Origin of the sequence: Thermotalea metallivorans, from assembly GCF_001562415.1 — a bacterium.
Classification (GTDB): domain Bacteria; phylum Bacillota; class Clostridia; order Peptostreptococcales; family Thermotaleaceae; genus Thermotalea; species Thermotalea metallivorans.
In genome coordinates, this window is the sequence record NZ_LOEE01000004.1 from 1 (window position 1) to 18,891 (window position 18,891).

The following is an 18,891-nucleotide window of genomic DNA, read 5'->3' on the forward strand; positions in this document are numbered from 1 at the left end:
AAACTGCTTTACAGGAAAAACTGTTCCTGACAAAAGAGACGATTAATGAATTTTTGGACTACTTTGTCTCGACTTTGCCTGATTATATCAAGCTAAAGCTATCAGTTGCTTCCTGCGAAAGTTGATTGATATACTAATAAAAAATATAAAAATAATATGTTGATAGACTTCCTATGAGGAATTGAAACTGACGTAAATGTTAGTAAAATGGACTCAAAACAATTGATTGATAGACTTCCTATGAGGAATTGAAACATGAAGGAGATTAACAGACTATAGCAGCAGCGGTTAGGTTGATAGACTTCCTATGAGGAATTGAAACTTTGCATACAAGAACAATCAACGAAGAGATATTACGTTGATAGACTTCCTATGAGGAATTGAAACTTGAAAACAAGAGGAGGTTTTGAAGATGAATTACAGTTGATAGACTTCCTATGAGGAATTGAAACTAGTTATGAATCCACCGTTTAGCAATGGGGATAAACACGTTGATAGACTTCCTATGAGGAATTGAAACTCAGAATCAAAGAAGGACCAAATAAGGTAGAGATTAAGGTTGATAGACTTCCTATGAGGAATTGAAACATGGGCAAGCAGTGACAGCAGATGGAGAAATCATTGAAGGGATTACGGTTATTGAGCAGCCAGAGAAGATTGAGATCAAGTTGATAGACTTCCTATGAGGAATTGAAACTAGGCTCCACTGTACAGAAGCTTTTTGTATTTCTCCAGTTGATAGACTTCCTATGAGGAATTGAAACCCACTTCCAGTGATTTCTATGGCATAAAAAATTGCTTCGTTGATAGACTTCCTATGAGGAATTGAAACCCCACATCAATTCCTGCAATGGGTCTGAAATTCATTGTTGATAGACTTCCTATGAGGAATTGAAACCAATGTCAATAAGTTCGGCAACAGCTCCATAGAAGTGTTGATAGACTTCCTATGAGGAATTGAAACAGTCTTGCGATAATCTCCATACCAAGCTCTGTTTTGCGTTGATAGACTTCCTATGAGGAATTGAAACATATACCATGATGGATCTTCAAATCATGTATCAGAAGTTGATAGACTTCCTATGAGGAATTGAAACAATACAGCGGGGAAAGGAGAAAACATGATACACGAATCGTTGATAGACTTCCTATGAGGAATTGAAACTTAGTTTATCTTCAACTTCGAACAAAATTAGCGTGAGTGTTGATAGACTTCCTATGAGGAATTGAAACTTGTGATGATGATAGGGCTGACCCTGACGGCCTTAGGTTGATAGACTTCCTATGAGGAATTGAAACCGTCACCAACGCAAGGATGATGTGTCCTGACGGCTCTGGTTGATAGACTTCCTATGAGGAATTGAAACTTGTAAGGCATCCAAAGATAACAGGAGAGTTCGAGACGTTGATAGACTTCCTATGAGGAATTGAAACCCTGTAAAGTAAAAATACTTAACAGAGAAAATATGCTGTTGATAGACTTCCTATGAGGAATTGAAACTTCAGCAAGCCATCCGTGATATCATCACCACCATATGTTGATAGACTTTGTATAACCAATACTCTAGAGGAGGTGCCTGATATGATTTTAGTATATCCAAGAAGAATTTGTTTATTGATTGGTATTTTAAGCTTAGGGTTTTGGCAGGCTGTGGTTTTAAAAAACCGGAGGAGCAAAAAGGACCGGAGACAGTAGCAAACCAGCCTGTACAAAATGAAGAACCTCAGGATGTAAAACGAGTAGCAGGAGTCCATGTAGGACAAATAGATGGAAATTCCATAGAAGTACAGATGGATGGAGAACCTATGGTTTTTTGTATGGTGGATATTGGAAAAGCAATAGACGATATCGAGGAGGGACAAAAAGTCAGCGTTGAATATGAAGAGGGAGAGAATGGGCAACTGTTGCTGGTGAAAATCGAAAAAATTGACTGAGGAGTGTAGGAAAAAGACAGATGAAGCACAATGTAAAAATAAGGATGCAAAAATTACCTTTACAAAAATCCCAAAAAGTTATAAGCTATTTATAGAAAATTTCATATTGCGGGAAAGCTAGGGGAGCTGTTAAGGCTGAGAGGATTTTTGAATCCGACCCTTTGAACCTGATATGGGTAATACCAGCGTAGGGAAGCTTGCATTGTCATATATACAAACGATATGTCTATAGGAAGCCTCTATGGGAATTGCCCATGGGGGCTTTTTTCGTACAAAAAACAAGGAAAGGAGATGCATGGATGGAGATTATTGTCAACGGCAAAAGGGAAAGGTTGGAAGAATCTATGAGTATTCTCCAATACCTTTCTGCAAAGGGCCTATCTCCGGAGCGGGTAGTAGTAGAATACAACTACGCTGTAGTAAAGAAGGAAGATCTAGGGAACATCATCCTGAAGGAAAATGATCAGTTGGAAGTATTGAGATTTGTTGGAGGAGGTTGAAGCATGAAGGATACATTTACCATTGGTGGTATAGCACTAAAAAGCAGGCTTTTTGTGGGAACGGGAAAGTTCTCCAGTCATCAAATCATGACAGAGGCCATCGAAGCTTCCAATGCCCAGGTAGTTACTGTGGCCCTTCGTCGAATTGATTTGGATTCTGCGGAAGAAAATGTATTGAATTTTATTCCAAAGAATTGTATTTTGCTCCCCAATACATCAGGAGCCCGTACGGCGGAGGAGGCGGTGCGCATTGCCCGTATTGCAAGGGCTGCCGGTTGCGGCAATTGGATTAAGATAGAAGTAATTTCTGATCATAAATATTTGTTGCCCGATAACTATGAAACCATCAAAGCAACAGAAATCTTGGCCAAGGAGGGTTTTGTGGTGCTCCCCTATATGAATCCGGATTTGATGGTGGCCAAAAGACTTCAAGAAGCAGGGGCGGCAGCAGTGATGCCTTTGGGAGCGCCCATCGGTACCAACAGGGGGTTAAAGACAAAGGAAATGATTCGTATTTTAATTGATGAAATAAATTTGCCCATTATTGTGGATGCCGGCATCGGGAAACCTTCAGAAGCAGCAGAGGCCATGGAGATGGGGGCTGCGGCTGTTCTGGTCAATACAGCCATTGCAACGGCCGGGGACCCTGTGGCTATGGCAAGGGCCTTTGACTTGGCGGTACAGGCAGGAAGGATGGCCCATATATCAGGTCCGGGAGCAACAAGGCTTTATGCAGAGGCCTCATCGCCTCTGACAGGGTTTTTAGAATAAAAGCAAAGAAGGGAATCGTATGAGTTTTTATCAGCGTTACGCAGACTATAAAGACTTTGACTTCTTAGGATTCTTTGAAGACATCACAGATCATGATGTACTCCAGGTATTGGGAAAGGAAAAACGAAACGAAAAAGATTTTTTAATCCTGCTCTCCCCTCAAGCCGGAAAGTATTTGGAAGCTATGGCGCAAAAAGCCCACAGATTGACAGTGCAACATTTTGGAAAAGTAATTCTTTTATATACGCCTTTGTATTTGGCTGATTATTGCGTCAACCGCTGTGCATACTGCAGCTTTAACGTGGTCAATAGCTTTCCTAGAAAGAGGCTATCCATGGAAGAATTGGAAAGGGAGGCCCAGGCCATTGCCCGGACGGAATTAAAGCATATTCTGATTCTGACAGGGGAGTCCAGACATCACACGCCGGTGGAATATATCCGGGATTGTGTGAGGATATTGAAAAAATATTTCTCCTCTATAGCCATTGAAATCTATCCCTTAAAAAGAGAAGAATACCGGCAGTTGGTTGACGAAGGGGTGGATGGACTGACTATTTATCAAGAGGTTTACAATGAAAAGGTTTATGATGAAGTCCATATTTCAGGACCCAAAAAGAATTATCGGTACCGTTTAGATGCGCCGGAACGGGGCTGCCAAGCCGGCATGAGATCTGTCAATATCGGTACCCTGTTGGGGCTAGATGATTGGAGAAGGGAAGCATTTTTTATGGGACTTCATGCAGCCTATCTGCAAAATCAGTATCTGGATGTGGAGATCGGCGTATCCTTGCCCCGGATCCGGCCACATATAGGAAGTTTTCAGCCAAAAAGTCCTGTAGGAGATAGGGATTTGGTACAGATTATGCTGGCTGTCCGGTTGTTTTTACCTAGGGTAGGGATTGCGATTTCTACGAGAGAACAGGCCGATCTGCGTGATCATTTGCTGCCTCTGGGTGTAACCAGAATGTCGGCTGGTGTTTCTACGGCTGTAGGAGGACATACAGATAAGGCAGCGGGTTCCAGTCAGTTTGATATTTCAGACCACCGCAGCGTAGAAGAAATGAAGGTGATGCTGAAGAAAAAGGGATATCAGCCCATTTTCAAAGATTGGGACAGAATTTAAGAAGAATCTGTAAACGGATGGAAAAGGGCGTTGCAAAAATATGTGGGGGAAATCTCAACAACAGACCCATGAAAGGATGATCCATATGAAAAGAAATATTTTGGATACTGACCTGTACGGGATCACGGCAGAGGAACATTCCAGGGGGAGAAGCAATATGGAAGTGGTAAAGGAAATGATTGCTGCAGGGATCAAGGTGATCCAGTATCGGGAAAAAGAAAAAAAAATGTGTTACAAATATGAAGAATGCTTGGAGATTCGGCGGTTAACAAAGGAAGCGGGAGTTGCTTTCATTATCAACGATGACATTGACATTGCCATGCTGGTGAAGGCGGATGGCGTCCATATCGGTCAGGAGGATTTGCCCATTGAAAAAGTGAGGGAACTGGTAGGCCCTGATATGGTCATCGGGTTGTCTACCCACTCTCCCGAGCAGGCTCAGGATGCCGTAAGCAGGGGAGCAGACTATATCGGTGTGGGGCCTATCTATCGAACCTATACAAAAAAAGATGTATGCGAGCCTGTGGGATTGGAGTATTTGGAATACGTGGCAAACCATATCCATATTCCCTTTGTAGCGATTGGGGGCATCAAGGAACACAATATTGGAGAGGTAAGAAAAAAAGGGGCGAAATGCATCTGCCTTGTGACAGAGATTGTAGGGGCGGAAAATATCGGAGAAAAAATTAGAAGGATTCGGGATGCAATGAAGATAGAGGTGAGTTCATGAAAAAGGCATTGACCATTGCCGGTTCTGATTCCTGTGGAGGTGCTGGAATTCAGGCGGATTTAAAGACTTTCTCGGCTCTAGGCGTCTATGGAATGAGCGTGATTACAGCCATAACGGCCCAAAATACTCAGGGGGTCATGGGCGTAGAGGAGATTTCTCCTCAGATGGTAGGGATGCAGATCGATGCTGTTTTTCAGGATATAGAGGTGGATGCTGTAAAGATCGGCATGGTATCCAATAGGGAGATTATTAAAATCATCGGTGATAAATTGAAGGCCTATAATGTCCAAAAAGCGGTAGTGGATACGGTGATGGTATCCAAAAGCGGGTGTCATCTTCTTAGGCTTGAGGCCAAGGAAACTTTGATAAAACAATTAATTCCACGGGCTTTCCTGGTGACGCCAAATCTCTATGAGGCAGAGGTTTTGACAGGAAAGAAGATCAAGACCATCGGAGATATGGAAGAAGCAGCAAGAATCATACATGCCATGGGACCCCTCCATGTCCTTGTAAAAGGAGGGCATTTGGAAGGAAAGGCCACGGATGTATTGTACGATGGAAAAACATTTACCTATTGTGAAGAGGAAAGGATCCATACGCCAAATACCCATGGAACAGGTTGCACCTTTGCTTCTGCCATCGCTGCTCACCTGGCGTTGGGTTATGACTTGAGGGAAGCCGTTCAGAAATCCAAGACATATATTACCATGGCCATTGCCCATGCACTGAATATAGGGAAGGGTGTAGGGCCAACCCATCATTTTTATCAGTTTTATCCGGAAAGGAGCATATAGAAAAATGACGCAATTGGAAAGTGCACGAAAAGGAATTGTTACGAAGGAAATGGAAGAGGCAGCAGCACGGGAGGGAATTTCTCCTGAAGTTTTAAGAGAAGGAATTGCCAAAGGGGAAATTGTCCTGCCCTGCAATATCCATCATAAAAACATTCAACCCATTGCCGTAGGAAAGGGTTTGTCTACCAAGGTGAATGCCAACATCGGCACCTCCGATGCTTATCCGGAGATTGAAAAAGAATTGGAAAAACTAAGGGTGGCCATTGAGGCAGGTGCCCACTCGGTGATGGATTTGAGCACCGGTGGAGATATTGACCGCTCAAGGAAAGCCATCATTGCAGCCAGTCCGGTGATGGTAGGGACGGTTCCTTTGTACCAAGCTTTAGTGGATGCGGAAGAAAAGGGCAGGGGGATGGTGGAAATGACGGAGGAAGATATTTTCCATGCCATTGAGAAGCATTGTGAAGACGGAGCAGATTTTATTACTGTACACTGTGGTGTAACCCTCGATGTCATCGAAACGCTAAAAAACAATGGCAGGGTGATGGATATCGTATCTCGGGGAGGTTCCTTCATGACGGCATGGATGCTTCACAACAAAAAGGAAAATCCACTATACAGCCAGTATGATCGCTTGCTAGAGATTGCCAAAAAATATGATGTAACCTTAAGCCTAGGAGATGGATTGAGGCCGGGATGTATTGAAGATGCCAGCGATGCCCCCCAGATCCGGGAGTTGATTATCCTGGGCGAATTGGTGAAGGGAGCCAGGGAAGCAGGCGTCCAGGTAATGGTGGAGGGACCGGGGCATGTGCCTTTGGATCAAATTGCGGCAAATATGCAAATGGAAAAGACCCTATGCCATCACGCACCTTTTTATGTGTTAGGACCTATTGTTACCGATGTGGCACCAGGGTATGATCATATTACCTCTGCTATTGGAGGAGCTATTGCTGCTTCGGCCGGTGCTGACTTTCTATGTTATGTGACACCGGCGGAACATTTGGGCCTTCCTACGGTGGAGGATGTCAAGGAAGGCGTGATCGCTTCCAGGATTGCTGCCCATGCAGCGGATATTGTGAAGGGTGTAAAGGGTGCCAGGGAATGGGATCTGGAGATGGCCAAGGCAAGAAAAAACCTGGATTGGGAAAAACAGATTGCACTGGCAATAGATCCCGTAAAGGCTTCTAGATTGAGAAAGGAAAAAAATGCAGATACCCAGGACTGCTGTACTATGTGCGGGAAATTCTGCGCCTATAAGATTGTCAGCGAGCATTTGGGCAGGACCTTTCAGGGTGGATGTCCATAAAAAGACCAAAGGAATTTTCCCTTTGGTCTTTTTATGCATAGGATGATGAAAATTTTCAAAGTGTAGATAAATTTGCCGTTTCCTTCATTTATTGCTATTGTAAGGAAGCTTTCCTTGTAAAGGTCTATGAAAGATTCTGTTCCAACTTTTCCTGCTCCGATTTCCGCAACTTGCTGTTTTCTACAAAATGTAAAGCAAAGAGGAGCAATGCTACGACGAAAGCACCGTAAAGGGTTAGCAACCATAGGGAGCTGATGCTGTGGTCCATTAAGTATTTGCCTGTCAGCAGGGGCCCTAAGGAGTGGCCAGCTTCGGCAATAATAGGAACAATGGCATTGAACCGGCCTCTGTGGGTTACGGGGGTGTTGTTTGCCACATAGGCCATGCCGTTGGTACTGATCAGTATTTCTCCGATGGTCCATATAAAGGTAGAAAAGATAAATAAATGTAGGCGATCAATGCCGAAAAGCATCCCGAAGCCGGCGGCATAGAAGAGGCCACCCAAACCTACACAAAAGATGGGTTTCAGCTTCAGCGTTATTTTTGTCACCAAGGTTGTAAAAATGACAACGGTAAGAGCATTGGTTGTCATGAGGAAACCATAATATTTTGGACCATGGACGCCAAAATTTTGATTCATCTGTAGTGGTAAGGTAAAATGGCTCTGCACATATACAAAGGAATACAGCATGATGCAGAATAGAAACATTATCAGCATTGGCCTTTTTGCCATGGCTGATAATAAACTGCCGCTTTCCGCTTTTTCATTAATATCCAGGCTGTGGGCATTTTCCTTGATTTTTTCATGATCGGGCCGGGTCTCCGGAATCAACAGAGCCACCAGAGTGATAGAAATAAAGGTCGTCAACGCGTCGCCGATAAAAATCCAAGAGAAAAAGTTTTTATAGAGCATTCCTGCAATCATAGGACCCACGGCAAAGCCCAGGTTGTGGCCCAAGTACAAAAGAGAATACGCTTCCTTCCGATTTTCACTTTTTGTGAGGTCTGCTACCATGGCACCGTTGGCAGGGCTTGCAGCACCGCCAAATACAGTGGAGAGAACCAGCAGCCAAGGAATTATTTGGGAATTCCCGAGAAAGGCACAGGGAATGAAGCTAAAGGCAGCTAGAGCCTGAAAGAGGATAAAAGTCTTTTTCCTGCCCACATGGTCTGCTAATTTGCCGCCAATGAAGGAACCTGGGACGTAGCCTAAGGAGGCCAGCATCATAAAAAAACCTGTTTTTTGTGTAGAAAATCCCAACTTGTCTGATAGAAAAATAGCCATCAAGGGCATTACAAAATGCCCGGCGCTGTTTACTACCCTAGCGAAGAAAATAACAAAAATGCTGCTGGGTAGATTTTTATAAGGACCCAGAAAAGATTTGACTGTCAAAAGAACACCTCCTTTTACAAATGGATTATCCAGATAATTCCATGCACTTTATTATATCATTATTCAAATTGAGTGTATATAAAAAATTTTTATACAATTATAGTTGAAAAATATACATGGAGAGGGTATAGGGCGTATACAAAAATAAAGTACCAGTGTATTTGGAATAAAAATTCATGCTATAATACCAATAAGTATTAGAAATATAATATAAAAATTAGGAGAGATTTTATGGCAAAAATTGAGTTGATTGCTACGGCTACCTTTGGTCTGGAAGAAATGGTAAAGCTGGAGGTAAAGCAGTTAGGATATGAGGAGATGCAAGTGGAGAACGGCAAAGTTACTTTTGTGGCTGATGAAGCGGCCATACCAAAGGCAAATATATGGCTGAGGACAGCCGATCGGGTTTTGCTGAAAATGGGAGAGTTTGAAGCAAGAAGCTTCGAGGAGCTATTCCAAAGGACCAAGGCTTTGCCTTGGGAGGAATGGATTCCCGAGAACGGGAAGTTTCCTGTGGTGGGAAAATCAGTAAAATCCCAACTTTTTAGTGTATCGGACTGTCAGGCGATTGTGAAAAAGGCTATTGTAGAAAGATTAAAGGAAGTATATCATGTGGATTGGTTTCAGGAGAGCGGTCCAGAGTTTGAAGTAGAGGTGGCTTTACTGAAGGATGTGGCTACCTTGACTATTGATACCAGCGGAGCAGGACTGCATAAGAGGGGTTATCGGGCACAGGCCAATGAAGCTCCTTTAAAGGAAACCTTGGCAGCAGCCATGGTGATGATCAGTCGTTGGCGGGAAGACCGAGTGCTGATAGATCCCTTCTGCGGCTCAGGAACTATCGCCATCGAAGCTGCCATGATCGGGAAAAACATTGCGCCGGGTTTAGAACGGAAATTTGCTGCAGAGGAATGGCCTAGGGTACCGGAGCATTTGTGGAAAGAGGTACGGGTAGAGGCTTTGAAAACCATCCGGCAGGATGTGGATATTCGGATATTGGCATCAGATATTGACCCAAGGGCTGTGAAAATTGCAGAAGAAAATGCCTATCGAGCGGGGGTGGATGACTGTATTACTTTTCAGGTGCAGGACATAGCCAAGATTGCATCCGATGCCAAGTACGGCTACATTATCTGCAATCCTCCCTATGGGGAAAGACTGGGAGAAAAGGAAGAAATAGAAAAACTGTATAAACGCATGGGACAAATCTTTAGCAAATTTGATACCTGGTCTGTATATGTCCTCACTTCCCATGAAGCCTTTGAAAACCTATACGGGAAAAAAGCCAGCAAAAAGAGAAAACTATATAATGGCAGGATTAAGGTAGACTATTATCAGTTTTTTGGTCCCAAACCGCCAAAGGAAATGCTGGAAAAAAGAATGGTCCTCAATGAGACAGATGAAAGGATGTAGTAAGGATATGTTTATGGAAAGAAGGGAGGAATAAGTTATGGAGAATTTGATCATTCGATCACCGAGGATGACAGATGCGGAAGATATTAATGAAATGAGAAGGCAGACAGGCGTAAGGGAAACAACCTTAGGGTTGGCCACGGATACCTTGGCAAGAACCCAAGGGGTTTTGTCAAACCTGACGGCAGACGATCATATTTTGGTAGCAGAATTGGATATCGATGGGAGAAAAAAGGTGGTGGGAATGGCAGGCCTGCAGATTCATAAAAATCCCAGGATGCGTCACAGTGCAACCCTGGGAATGTCGGTAAACGCCAATTATCAAGGCATGGGTATTGGCAAGGCATTGATGAAGGAAATTTTGGATGTGGCAGACAATTATTTGATGCTGATCCGGGTGGAGTTGGGTGTACTGGAGAGCAACACAAAGGCAAGAAAACTCTACGAATCCTTTGGTTTTGTCTATGAAGGAACAAAAAAATATGCTATCATTCAAAGTGGGAGATATGCCCATGAGTTAATGATGGCCCGATATCGAATTCCCGAGCAATTTCGAGAACATCGGGAGTAGATCCTTGGAAAAATCTTGCTACCATCTGTTGGATAGGAGGAGGGAAGGAAATGCCGATATTTGAATATAGGTGTGAGGCGTGTGGGAAAGTATTTGATGTGCTGGTAAAAAGCAGCGAAAGGAATCAAGAACAAAGGTGCCCCCAATGTCAAAGTGCAAAAGTGAAAAAAGTCTTTTCCACCTTCGGGGTGGGCAGCAGCAGCCCGAGCAAGCCCTGCGGCAGCTCCAGTACGACTCCCTGCGGCGGCGGCTGAGGTATATAATCTGCCTTCCGTCGGAAGCGAAAAGTAACAAAGGCTGTCGTTTTAGATGCGGCAGCCATTTTTGCGTATTTTTGTCTACTTTTTTAAAGTGGTATGTCTACGGTGATACTGCAGAAAATAAGTAAAAAAACAGAAAAGCGGAGCATAAAATATGTCGTGGCATAACACTATTTTGAATGGAAGGACACCCTTCCTTCAGCAATAAGATGATGGATGATCTTGACGGATATACCCAGTTCATTTTGAATTTCCATGGTTGTTGCGGCAGGAAAATCCTGCAGATAATTTTTGATTTTTATATAAGCTTCGTGCATAATTTCTTCACAGTTTTCACAATAACCATAGATAGAAGATGTCCGAATAAGCCTCTTACATCTCTTACAGGTTTTTGAAGTGTAAAAATCTATGTGGTGTTCTCCGCAAGCCATGGCCACTCCCCCATTCTTTACTATTATCAAAATATATACGAAAAACAGAATAAATTTAGGGCCCTTTTCATATTATTTTATTTCGATTCAAAAAATATAGAAATAGAGAAAAAGTACCAGTTATCCATGGCAAAAGGGTTTGTGGCAAAAAATAGTACGAAATTGCCAAATTTTTTTGTAAAATAAAAGTATAAACAATAAAAAATACTTTTGGAAATATTAGGAGGGATATGATGTTTAAGCTGATACCAGAAAAAACTGCACTCTTGATCATTGACGTACAGTGGGATTTTTGGAAATTTAAGCTTCCTCAAGTACCTCCCCCCACATTGCTGCCGAATTTAAAAAGATTGATTCAATTTTGCAGAAGCAAAAATATGAAAATCGTATATATAAAACATATCAGCCATAATCGCAAGAGCAACTTCTTCCAAGAAGGGACGGAGGGTGCGGAGATTATGGAAGAAATTAGGCCTTTGCCGGAGGACCACATCGTAATAAAGCATACGCCGGGGGCTTTTTTCAACAGTGGTCTTGATGACTATCTTCGAAAGCATACCATTGAAAATCTGGTGATTACAGGGATGCAAACGGATCATTGCTGTGACACTACGACTAGGGAAGCCCATGCACTGGGATATAGAAACTATTTTATTACAGACTGTACGGCAACCTTTGATATGATTGGAGAAAATGGTGAGCGAATCTCCAGGGAAGAGATACAGAGAATAGAGACGGCCATATTATCCAACGGATTTGCAACTTGTCTGACGATGGAGGCATTGATGGCGTTATTTTAAACTTCTTCCCATATGTTTACCGCATCATTGATTTTGTTTTCCCACTGGCCGTAGGGGAAAGGAATCGGAGAAAAAATATGGCAACGGCCCCGGGGCAAAGGGGTCAAAGCATGGGATGAAATAGGAAATACTGCAGATAGACGGCCAGAAAAGGAAGGAGTATGAAAAAAGACGATGAGAAACATAAAGCTGATTATGGAATATGACGGAACCAGATATAACGGGTGGCAGAGATTGGGCAATACGGAGAATACCATACAGCACAAAGTGGAAAATGTATTAAGTCGAATGACCGGGGAGAATATTGAGGCCATCGCCTCCGGGCGTACCGATGCAGGGGTCCATGCCTATCATCAGGTGGTAAATTTTAAGACCAACACCACCATGACGGTGGAAGAAATCAGAGATTACTGCAATCAATATTTGCCCCACGATATTGTGGTGAAGAAGGCAGAGGAAGTGGAAGACAGGTTTCATGCCCGGTATCATGCCACAAGCAAAAAGTATTTATATCGGATTTGGAATGGCAAGATCCCTACCGCCTTCCATAGGAAATATACTCACTACATTCTCCATGATTTGGATTTGGATGCCATGAGGAAAGCTGCTGCCTATTTGGTTGGAGAACATGATTTTAGGGCTTTTTCTTCGGTAAAATCTAAAAAGAAATCCACCGTAAGAACCCTTTATTCCATAGACATCCACAAGGAAGGAAGCCAACTGGATATGATGTTTCATGGTAACGGATTTCTGTACAACATGGTCCGCATCATTGTGGGGACGTTGATTGAGGTGGGGGAAGGAAAAATGAGGCCGGAAGATATTCCGGAAATCATGGCGGGAAAAGTCCGCGCCCATGCAGGGGTTACAGCACCGGCCCAAGGACTGTTTTTGTATGAAGTATACTACGATTGATAGACCTGTGGGGGGACCACCAGGGGAAAGCATGCAATATTCTAGGAAACAAAAAAGATTTGCAGAAAGAGGAATTCTGCAAATCTTTTTTGTTTTTCATTATGCGTTGGCAGCAGCTTCTTCGCCTAGCATTTTTGCTAAGTCAGCTTTTGCATCGCCGCTAATTAATTGTAGGTTGAAGTTTTCTTGCAATACTTTCAATACGCCCGGTGTAATAAATTTCGGTGCGCTGGGACCTACATACATATTCTTTACGCCTAAGCTGAATAATCCAAGCAAGATGGCTACAGCTTTTTGCTCGAACCAAGACAATACAATGGACAATGGCAGATCGTTTACGCCGCATCCGAAGGCATCTGCCAAAGCAAGGGCAATTTTTACTGCAGAGCCGGAGTTGTTGCATTGTCCCAGGTCGATATATCTTGGAATATCTGTTCCGGGAACTGTGCCCATGTCTAAGTCATTGAATCGGAACTTGCCGCAAGAAGTTGTCAATAATACTGCTTCCGGTGGTAAAGCCTGCACAAATTCTCTGTAGTAGTCCCTTCCCTTTGTGGGTGCGTCGCAGCCGGCAACTACGAAGAAACGCTTAATCTTGCCTGCTTTTACTGCATCAATGATTTCCGGAGCGATGCTTAAAACTGTATTATGATGGAAACCTGTCATCAATGTTTTGTCGGACTGAACATTGGCCGGTGGTAAAGAAAGAGCCTTTTCGATGATGGGTGTGAAATCATCGTTTACGATCTTTGGTACACCGTCAAGTCCAGCTGTTCCGTAGGTCCACATTCTGTCTGAATAGCTGCCTTTGATAGGCATTAAGCAGTTTGTAGTTCCTAAGATGGCCCCCGGGAAATCCTCGAATAATTTTCTTTGATCGTACCATGCTTTTCCTACGTTTCCTTTTAGATGAGGATATTTCTTAAGGGCTGGGTAGCCGTGGGCCGGCAACATTTCAGAGTGGGTATAGACATTAATTCCTTTTCCTTCCGTTTGCTTTAGTAATTCTTCCAAGGCATAAAGGTTATGTCCTGTTACCAGGATGCAGTGTCCTTCTATTTTATCCTGTGATACCTTTACAGGTTGTGGAACGCCTAATTTTGACGTATGGGCACGGTCCAGCAAATCCATTACTTTTACGGTAGCCTGACCAACTTTCATGGCCATGGCAATGTGTTCTTCCAGGTTGAAGTTTGAGTTGGTTAATGTGGTATATAATGCTTCATGCATGATGGCATCTACTTCAGGATCTACTGCTCCCAGTTCCCTGGCGTGGGTGGCGTAAGCAGCGATACCTTTTAATCCGAAGATAATGGTATCCTGCAGGCTGGCGATATCAGGATTCTTTCCGCATACGCCAAATTTTGTACACCCGCCTTCCGGAGTTTGCTCGCATTGATAGCAGAACATTGGATTTGGCTCATTTTTTTCAGATTTTTTGAAAAACATCTAAAATCCTCCTTTATGAATAAATTTTTCAGATGATCGGAGATTCGACTCCCCATGGTTCTTAAGTATAATCCTATAATACCCTAGAAAGGGATATGTATCTGTGACATGTATCACAGAATCCTGTGATGATTGTCAAGAAAAATAAAGCAGAAAAAGATTGAGCCACTGAATAATCTTGCATCAGTGACTCAATCTTATGAGGAATAGAATCGGAAGTAACTGTAACAACCGAAAGAAAAACTCGGGGGTTGATCTTTCACGAAACTTTCTACCTTCTTTCTTTCCTCGATACTTTGAACAGAAAACTTAAGTTTTTTTAAACTCCAGCGAAACTAGGGGGTAATGGTACACAATTGAATGTTTTGCCGGCTGTTAGGGAGTTACCGGATTCTATTCTTAAGAAGGTTACCCTTCTTATTATATATATACCTTGATTTTGAATGTTCAATCATAGATTTCTAAACAAAAAAATAAATGTTTTTGTCTCTGACAATAGATATTGACAAATCTCGCCAAAAAAACTATAATAGATTCGATTTAGTGTTTGTAAACTCTAAGTTTACAAACACTAAATCGAATATTGGTAAGAAAAGAATAGAAAGTATAAAGTCATCGGATAAGGAGGGGATAGGATGGATAAGTATATCATTGAGCTGCAGGACGTAACGAAAAAGTTTGGAGAGAAAGAAGCGCTTTGTGGGATCAATCTGAAAATAAGGCCGAAAGAGTTTGTTACGCTGTTGGGTCCCAGCGGCTGCGGCAAAACAACAACCCTAAGGATTATTGGCGGATTTGAAACGCCTACCTCGGGAGATGTATATTTTGAAGGAAAAAGAATCAATGATCTGCCTCCTTATCAGAGACAAATCAATACAGTATTTCAAAAATACGCTTTGTTTCCTCATTATAATGTATTTGAAAACATTGCCTTCGGACTAAAGATCAAGAAGATACCGAAAAAGATAATCCAGGAAAAGGTTGCCCATATGTTAAAACTTGTAAATCTAGAAGGCTTTGAAAAAAGGGATATCCATTCTTTGAGCGGGGGTCAGCAGCAGCGTGTTGCCATTGCCAGGGCATTGGTCAACGAGCCTCAGATACTGCTTTTGGACGAGCCCTTAGGTGCCTTGGATTTAAAACTTAGAAAAGAGATGCAGTTGGAGCTGAAGAATATGCAGCAACGGGTGGGGATTACTTTTATTTATGTTACCCACGATCAGGAAGAGGCTTTGACCATGTCTGACCGGGTAGTGGTAATGAGTGAAGGAGAGATCCAGCAGATTGGTACACCGGAAGATATATATAATGAGCCTGTGAATCGATTTGTGGCAGATTTTATTGGAGAAGGAAATATATTGGACGGTGTGATGATAGAGGATTTTCAAGTAAAAATGGAAGATAAGGTTTTTACTTGCTTAGATAAAGGTTTTCAGCCCAATGAAAGGGTTGAAGTATTAATAAGGCCCGAGGATATACAAATTGTCAAGGGTGATGAAGGCATGATGAAAGGGATTGTGGAGTCGGTGATGTTCAAGGGGGTTCATTATGAAATTACAGTAAAGGACGAAGGGGGAGTACGCTGGATGATTCACAGTATCCATATGGTAAAAGTAGGGGAAACCATAGGGATGGTCATTGTACCCGATGCCATTCATATTATGAAGAAGGCGGTATGGAAATGAGGAAGCAGTGGCTATCCGCCCCCTATGGGCTATGGGCCATTGTTTTTAGTATTGCGCCTATCGCTATTATTGCCATATACAGCTTTTGCAGCCGTTCTCCCTACGGGAATATCATCTATGAATTTACCCTTGAAAATTACCAAAAATTTTTACAACCCATTTATTTACGTGTCCTGTGGCGATCCATTATCTTAGCAGTACAAAGCACGTTGATTTGCTTTATTCTGGGGTATCCCATCGCCATGATGATTGCAGGAAGCGGCAGCAAACAGAAAAATATTATGGTTATGTTGTTTGTACTGCCTCTTTGGACTAACTTTTTATTGAGGACCTATGCTTGGATGGTGTTATTGAGAGATCAAGGGGTGATCAATCAAGTCCTGATGGCATTAAAAATTATTGATGGGCCATTGAAACTTCTATACAACCACAATGCGGTGCTTTTGGGGATGGTATATAATTTTCTGCCCTTTATGGTTCTCCCCATTTATTCTGTATTGTCCAAAATCGATTCGAGTTTCATCGAGGCAGCAGAGGATTTGGGGGCTACAAATTTCCAGGTATTTGCAAGGGTCATCTTCCCTTTAAGCCTTCCTGGTGTTATCTCAGGATTGATCATGGTATTCATGCCTGCTGTCAGTACCTTTGTCATTTCGGATTTGCTGGGGGGAGGGCAGACGGTTTTGCTGGGAAACCTGATACAAAATCAGTTCCTCGTGGCAAGAAATTGGCAGTTCGGATCGGCCATATCTATGATGATGATTACGCTGATCTTGATTACCATGGGACTTACGGCGAAATATCAAAGGGAGGGGGGAAGACAGCTGTGGTGAAAAAAATATGGAAAGGCTTCTACATAGGAACCATCTACTTGTTTTTATATTTGCCGATTTTTTTATTGATTATCTACTCCTTTAACGATTCAAAATATAGGGGTAACTGGAATGGCTTTACTTTCCGATGGTATCGGGAGCTCTTGAGAGATCACACCATTGTCAGTGCTTTGTATAATACCTTTGCCATTGCTGTACTGTCCGCCCTTATTGCTACGATTATCGGAACTGCTGCAGCCATCGGGATTTATCATATGTCTCCCAAGGCGAAGACTGTATGGATGAATATTACTTATTTACCTGTGCTGAATCCAGATATCGTAATCGGCATTTCTTTGCTGGCCCTTTTTGTCTGGATGAAGATGAAGCTGGGTTTTTTGACTTTGCTGCTGGCCCATGTTACTTTCAATATACCCTATGTGGTATTGGCAGTACTGCCGAAAATGTATCAATTGAATCCCTATTTAGAGGAAGCAGCACTGGATTTGGGAGCTACACCACTGCAGGCATTTTTTAAGGTAATCCTGCCGGAAATCCTGCCAGGAGTGATTACAGGAGGGCTGTTGGCTTTTACCTTATCTTTGGATGATTTTATGGTAAGTTTTTTCACAACGGGATCGGGGGTAAATACACTGTCTATCAAGGTGTATTCCATGACAAAACTGGGAGTAAGCCCGAAAATCAATGCCTTGTCCACGATTCTGTTTGTGGGGGTATTGGGCCTGCTGGCAATATTGCAGCGGAGGGCAAACAATATGAAAGAATGAGAGGGTGAGTGGCTATGAAGAAAATATGGTCTATCCTTGGGGTATGTCTTCTCCTTTTGTCCCTTGCAGCCTGTGGAAAGGGAGAAACTAACGAACAGGGATATTACAACAGACTGAATGTCTACAACTGGGGAGATTATATTGACCCCCAAGTACTGGAGGATTTTGAGAAGGAATACGGCATCAAAATCAACTATGAAAACTATGCCAATAATGAGGAAATGCTGGCCAAGATTCAGGCGGGAGGAACGGATTACGATGTGATTTTTCCTTCCGAGTACATGGTGGAGGCCATGATCAAGCAAGGATTGCTTCAAAAACTGGATATGAATCATCTGCCCAATTTCAAATACATCGGAGATCAGTTTAAAAACCTTCCCTATGATCCCGGCAATCAATATTCTGTGCCTTATTTCTGGGGAACCATGGGTATTATCTATAACACGAAAAAAGTACAGGAGCCCGTAGACAGTTGGGAAGCCCTGTGGGATGAAAGATACAAGGGTGATATTTTGATGCTGGACAGCGCTAGGGATACCATCGGCATTGCTTTGAAAAAGCTGGGGTATTCCTTGAATACGAGAAATATCGAAGAATTGGAAAAGGCCAAAGAAGAGTTGATCCGGCAAAAGCCCCTGGTAAAGGCCTATGAAGTGGATGCATATAAGGATATGATGATTGCAGGGGAGGCGGCTATGGCTTTAACTTGGTCCGGAGACGCCATGCTGTTGACTGAAGAGAATCCTGATTTGGCCTATGTAATCCCTAAGGAGGGAACCAATCTCTGGTTTGATGCCATAGCCATCCCTATTACCAGCAAACACAAGAGAGAGGCGGAATTGTTCATCAACTATATGATGCGGCCGGAAGTAGCGGCAAAATGTGCTGCGTACGTAAAATATGCTACACCCAATGAAGCGGCAAAAGAATTGTTGCCCAAGGAGGTTATTGAGAACGAGTTGTCTTATCCCAAGGGAAATATCATGGAAAAAGGGGAAGTCTTCGTAGATCTGGGCGAGTTTACAACAGAATATGACCGTGTATGGACGGAATTGAAAGCAAAATAGGACGGGATGGATACTCGTCCTTTTTCTTTTGGAAAAGGAGAGAATAGGCTTTTTAAATTTTAAAAATATATAGAAAATTTACACAAACCTATATAAATTTACAAACTTTATATGATAAAATATTTTTGCACGGAAAGTGCAAGCA

General features: G+C 42.6%; 19 protein-coding genes, 2 CRISPR repeat arrays and 1 riboswitch. Of the genes, 16 read left to right on the forward strand and 3 right to left on the reverse strand.

The window, feature by feature from the left end; translation table 11 throughout:
• Window positions 1-158: 158 nt before the first annotated feature.
• Window positions 159-589: a CRISPR direct-repeat array (repeat unit 30 nt; unit sequence GTTGATAGACTTCCTATGAGGAATTGAAAC).
• A gap of 78 nt (window positions 590-667) precedes the next feature.
• Window positions 668-1,501: direct repeats of the CRISPR family, unit length 30 nt; unit sequence GTTGATAGACTTCCTATGAGGAATTGAAAC.
• 107 nt (window positions 1,502-1,608) lie between these two features.
• The 7 genes from AN619_RS00745 to thiC all read left to right on the forward strand — a co-directional run bounded on the left by AN619_RS00745 (window position 1,609) and on the right by thiC (window position 7,162).
• Complete coding sequence (locus tag AN619_RS00745) at window positions 1,609-1,935, forward strand: hypothetical protein (protein ID WP_068554100.1); 327 nt, start codon at window positions 1,609-1,611, stop codon at window positions 1,933-1,935.
• A gap of 109 nt (window positions 1,936-2,044) precedes the next feature.
• A riboswitch (TPP riboswitch) is annotated at window positions 2,045-2,146 on the forward strand.
• Between the two features lie 88 nt (window positions 2,147-2,234).
• Window positions 2,235-2,435 (forward strand): sulfur carrier protein ThiS, encoded by a 201-nt coding sequence (thiS, locus tag AN619_RS00750; RefSeq protein ID WP_068554176.1) that lies wholly within the window; start codon window positions 2,235-2,237, stop codon window positions 2,433-2,435.
• 3 nt (window positions 2,436-2,438) lie between these two features.
• Window positions 2,439-3,206, forward strand: coding sequence for a thiazole synthase (locus AN619_RS00755; RefSeq protein ID WP_068554103.1), 768 nt, complete (start codon window positions 2,439-2,441; stop codon window positions 3,204-3,206).
• A 19-nt stretch (window positions 3,207-3,225) separates the two neighbouring features.
• Window positions 3,226-4,329 (forward strand): 2-iminoacetate synthase ThiH, encoded by a 1,104-nt coding sequence (thiH, locus tag AN619_RS00760; RefSeq protein ID WP_068554105.1) that lies wholly within the window; start codon window positions 3,226-3,228, stop codon window positions 4,327-4,329.
• Between the two features lie 85 nt (window positions 4,330-4,414).
• Window positions 4,415-5,059 carry a thiamine phosphate synthase gene (thiE, locus tag AN619_RS00765; RefSeq protein WP_083524903.1) on the forward strand — a complete coding sequence of 215 codons (645 nt, stop codon included), beginning with the start codon at window positions 4,415-4,417 and terminating at the stop codon, window positions 5,057-5,059.
• Window positions 5,056-5,853: a bifunctional hydroxymethylpyrimidine kinase/phosphomethylpyrimidine kinase gene (thiD, locus tag AN619_RS00770; protein WP_068554109.1), complete on the forward strand. Its 798-nt coding sequence runs from the start codon at window positions 5,056-5,058 to the stop codon at window positions 5,851-5,853. The genes thiE and thiD overlap by 4 nt, the downstream gene beginning before the upstream one ends.
• Before the next feature lie 4 nt (window positions 5,854-5,857).
• On the forward strand, window positions 5,858-7,162 hold the full coding sequence (gene thiC, locus AN619_RS00775) for a phosphomethylpyrimidine synthase ThiC (protein WP_068554111.1): 1,305 nt from the start codon (window positions 5,858-5,860) through the stop codon (window positions 7,160-7,162).
• Window positions 7,163-7,286: 124 nt separating this feature from the next.
• Here thiC and AN619_RS00780 read toward each other — a convergent pair whose 3' ends face one another.
• Window positions 7,287-8,555, reverse strand: coding sequence for an MDR family MFS transporter (locus AN619_RS00780; RefSeq protein WP_068554113.1), 1,269 nt, complete (start codon window positions 8,553-8,555; stop codon window positions 7,287-7,289).
• A gap of 231 nt (window positions 8,556-8,786) precedes the next feature.
• On the opposite strand from AN619_RS00780, the gene AN619_RS00785 reads away from it, so the two are divergent.
• From AN619_RS00785 to AN619_RS00795, 3 genes are read left to right on the forward strand one after another with little or no spacing between them, the layout of a single operon-like run.
• Window positions 8,787-9,968 carry a THUMP domain-containing class I SAM-dependent RNA methyltransferase gene (locus AN619_RS00785; RefSeq protein WP_068554115.1) on the forward strand — a complete coding sequence of 394 codons (1,182 nt, stop codon included), beginning with the start codon at window positions 8,787-8,789 and terminating at the stop codon, window positions 9,966-9,968.
• Between the two features lie 37 nt (window positions 9,969-10,005).
• Window positions 10,006-10,539, forward strand: coding sequence for a GNAT family N-acetyltransferase (locus tag AN619_RS00790; RefSeq protein ID WP_068554117.1), 534 nt, complete (start codon window positions 10,006-10,008; stop codon window positions 10,537-10,539).
• A gap of 50 nt (window positions 10,540-10,589) precedes the next feature.
• Window positions 10,590-10,793 carry an FmdB family zinc ribbon protein gene (locus tag AN619_RS00795; RefSeq protein ID WP_068554119.1) on the forward strand — a complete coding sequence of 68 codons (204 nt, stop codon included), beginning with the start codon at window positions 10,590-10,592 and terminating at the stop codon, window positions 10,791-10,793.
• Between the two features lie 176 nt (window positions 10,794-10,969).
• Here the strand turns inward: AN619_RS00795 and AN619_RS00800 are convergent, their stop codons facing one another.
• Window positions 10,970-11,230 carry a hypothetical protein gene (locus tag AN619_RS00800; protein WP_068554121.1) on the reverse strand — a complete coding sequence of 87 codons (261 nt, stop codon included), beginning with the start codon at window positions 11,228-11,230 and terminating at the stop codon, window positions 10,970-10,972.
• 233 nt (window positions 11,231-11,463) lie between these two features.
• On the opposite strand from AN619_RS00800, the gene AN619_RS00805 reads away from it, so the two are divergent.
• Both AN619_RS00805 and truA read left to right on the forward strand, forming a co-directional pair.
• Window positions 11,464-12,030 carry a cysteine hydrolase family protein gene (locus AN619_RS00805; protein ID WP_068554123.1) on the forward strand — a complete coding sequence of 189 codons (567 nt, stop codon included), beginning with the start codon at window positions 11,464-11,466 and terminating at the stop codon, window positions 12,028-12,030.
• A 174-nt stretch (window positions 12,031-12,204) separates the two neighbouring features.
• Window positions 12,205-12,945, forward strand: a complete 741-nt coding sequence (gene truA, locus AN619_RS00810) for a tRNA pseudouridine(38-40) synthase TruA (protein ID WP_068554125.1) — start codon at window positions 12,205-12,207, stop codon at window positions 12,943-12,945.
• 99 nt (window positions 12,946-13,044) lie between these two features.
• On the opposite strand, the gene hcp is transcribed toward truA, so the two are convergent.
• Complete coding sequence (gene hcp, locus AN619_RS00815; protein ID WP_068554127.1) at window positions 13,045-14,394, reverse strand: hydroxylamine reductase; 1,350 nt, start codon at window positions 14,392-14,394, stop codon at window positions 13,045-13,047.
• Between the two features lie 635 nt (window positions 14,395-15,029).
• On the opposite strand from hcp, the gene potA reads away from it, so the two are divergent.
• Genes potA through AN619_RS00835 form a run of 4 tightly spaced genes read left to right on the forward strand, consistent with a single transcriptional unit; the run spans window position 15,030 to window position 18,746 of the window.
• Window positions 15,030-16,079, forward strand: a complete 1,050-nt coding sequence (gene potA / locus AN619_RS00820) for a spermidine/putrescine ABC transporter ATP-binding protein (RefSeq protein ID WP_068554129.1) — start codon at window positions 15,030-15,032, stop codon at window positions 16,077-16,079.
• Window positions 16,070-16,912 carry an ABC transporter permease gene (locus AN619_RS00825; RefSeq protein WP_334292190.1) on the forward strand — a complete coding sequence of 281 codons (843 nt, stop codon included), beginning with the start codon at window positions 16,070-16,072 and terminating at the stop codon, window positions 16,910-16,912. The genes potA and AN619_RS00825 overlap by 10 nt, the downstream gene beginning before the upstream one ends.
• Window positions 16,906-17,679, forward strand: coding sequence for an ABC transporter permease (locus tag AN619_RS00830; protein WP_068554133.1), 774 nt, complete (start codon window positions 16,906-16,908; stop codon window positions 17,677-17,679). The genes AN619_RS00825 and AN619_RS00830 overlap by 7 nt, the downstream gene beginning before the upstream one ends.
• Before the next feature lie 14 nt (window positions 17,680-17,693).
• The gene (locus tag AN619_RS00835; RefSeq protein WP_068554135.1) at window positions 17,694-18,746 is read left to right on the forward strand and encodes an ABC transporter substrate-binding protein; all 1,053 of its coding nucleotides are present in this window, start codon (window positions 17,694-17,696) and stop codon (window positions 18,744-18,746) included.
• Window positions 18,747-18,891: the final 145 nt, after the last annotated feature.

What these genes read in the sequence shown, in the direction of transcription:
- thiS (WP_068554176.1), top strand. Translation starts at nt 2,235, where the DNA reads ATGGAGATTATTGTCAACGGCAAAAGGGAAAGGTTGGAAGAATCTATG.
- AN619_RS00755 (WP_068554103.1), top strand. Translation starts at nt 2,439, where the DNA reads ATGAAGGATACATTTACCATTGGTGGTATAGCACTAAAAAGCAGGCTT.
- thiH (WP_068554105.1), top strand. Translation starts at nt 3,226, where the DNA reads ATGAGTTTTTATCAGCGTTACGCAGACTATAAAGACTTTGACTTCTTA.
- thiE (WP_083524903.1), top strand. Translation starts at nt 4,415, where the DNA reads ATGAAAAGAAATATTTTGGATACTGACCTGTACGGGATCACGGCAGAG.
- thiD (WP_068554109.1), top strand. Translation starts at nt 5,056, where the DNA reads ATGAAAAAGGCATTGACCATTGCCGGTTCTGATTCCTGTGGAGGTGCT.
- thiC (WP_068554111.1), top strand. Translation starts at nt 5,858, where the DNA reads ATGACGCAATTGGAAAGTGCACGAAAAGGAATTGTTACGAAGGAAATG.
- AN619_RS00785 (WP_068554115.1), top strand. Translation starts at nt 8,787, where the DNA reads ATGGCAAAAATTGAGTTGATTGCTACGGCTACCTTTGGTCTGGAAGAA.
- AN619_RS00790 (WP_068554117.1), top strand. Translation starts at nt 10,006, where the DNA reads ATGGAGAATTTGATCATTCGATCACCGAGGATGACAGATGCGGAAGAT.
- AN619_RS00795 (WP_068554119.1), top strand. Translation starts at nt 10,590, where the DNA reads ATGCCGATATTTGAATATAGGTGTGAGGCGTGTGGGAAAGTATTTGAT.
- AN619_RS00800 (WP_068554121.1), bottom strand. Translation starts at nt 11,230, where the DNA reads ATGGCTTGCGGAGAACACCACATAGATTTTTACACTTCAAAAACCTGT.
- AN619_RS00805 (WP_068554123.1), top strand. Translation starts at nt 11,464, where the DNA reads ATGTTTAAGCTGATACCAGAAAAAACTGCACTCTTGATCATTGACGTA.
- truA (WP_068554125.1), top strand. Translation starts at nt 12,205, where the DNA reads ATGAGAAACATAAAGCTGATTATGGAATATGACGGAACCAGATATAAC.
- hcp (WP_068554127.1), bottom strand. Translation starts at nt 14,394, where the DNA reads ATGTTTTTCAAAAAATCTGAAAAAAATGAGCCAAATCCAATGTTCTGC.
- potA (WP_068554129.1), top strand. Translation starts at nt 15,030, where the DNA reads ATGGATAAGTATATCATTGAGCTGCAGGACGTAACGAAAAAGTTTGGA.
- AN619_RS00825 (WP_334292190.1), top strand. Translation starts at nt 16,070, where the DNA reads ATGGAAATGAGGAAGCAGTGGCTATCCGCCCCCTATGGGCTATGGGCC.
- AN619_RS00835 (WP_068554135.1), top strand. Translation starts at nt 17,694, where the DNA reads ATGAAGAAAATATGGTCTATCCTTGGGGTATGTCTTCTCCTTTTGTCC.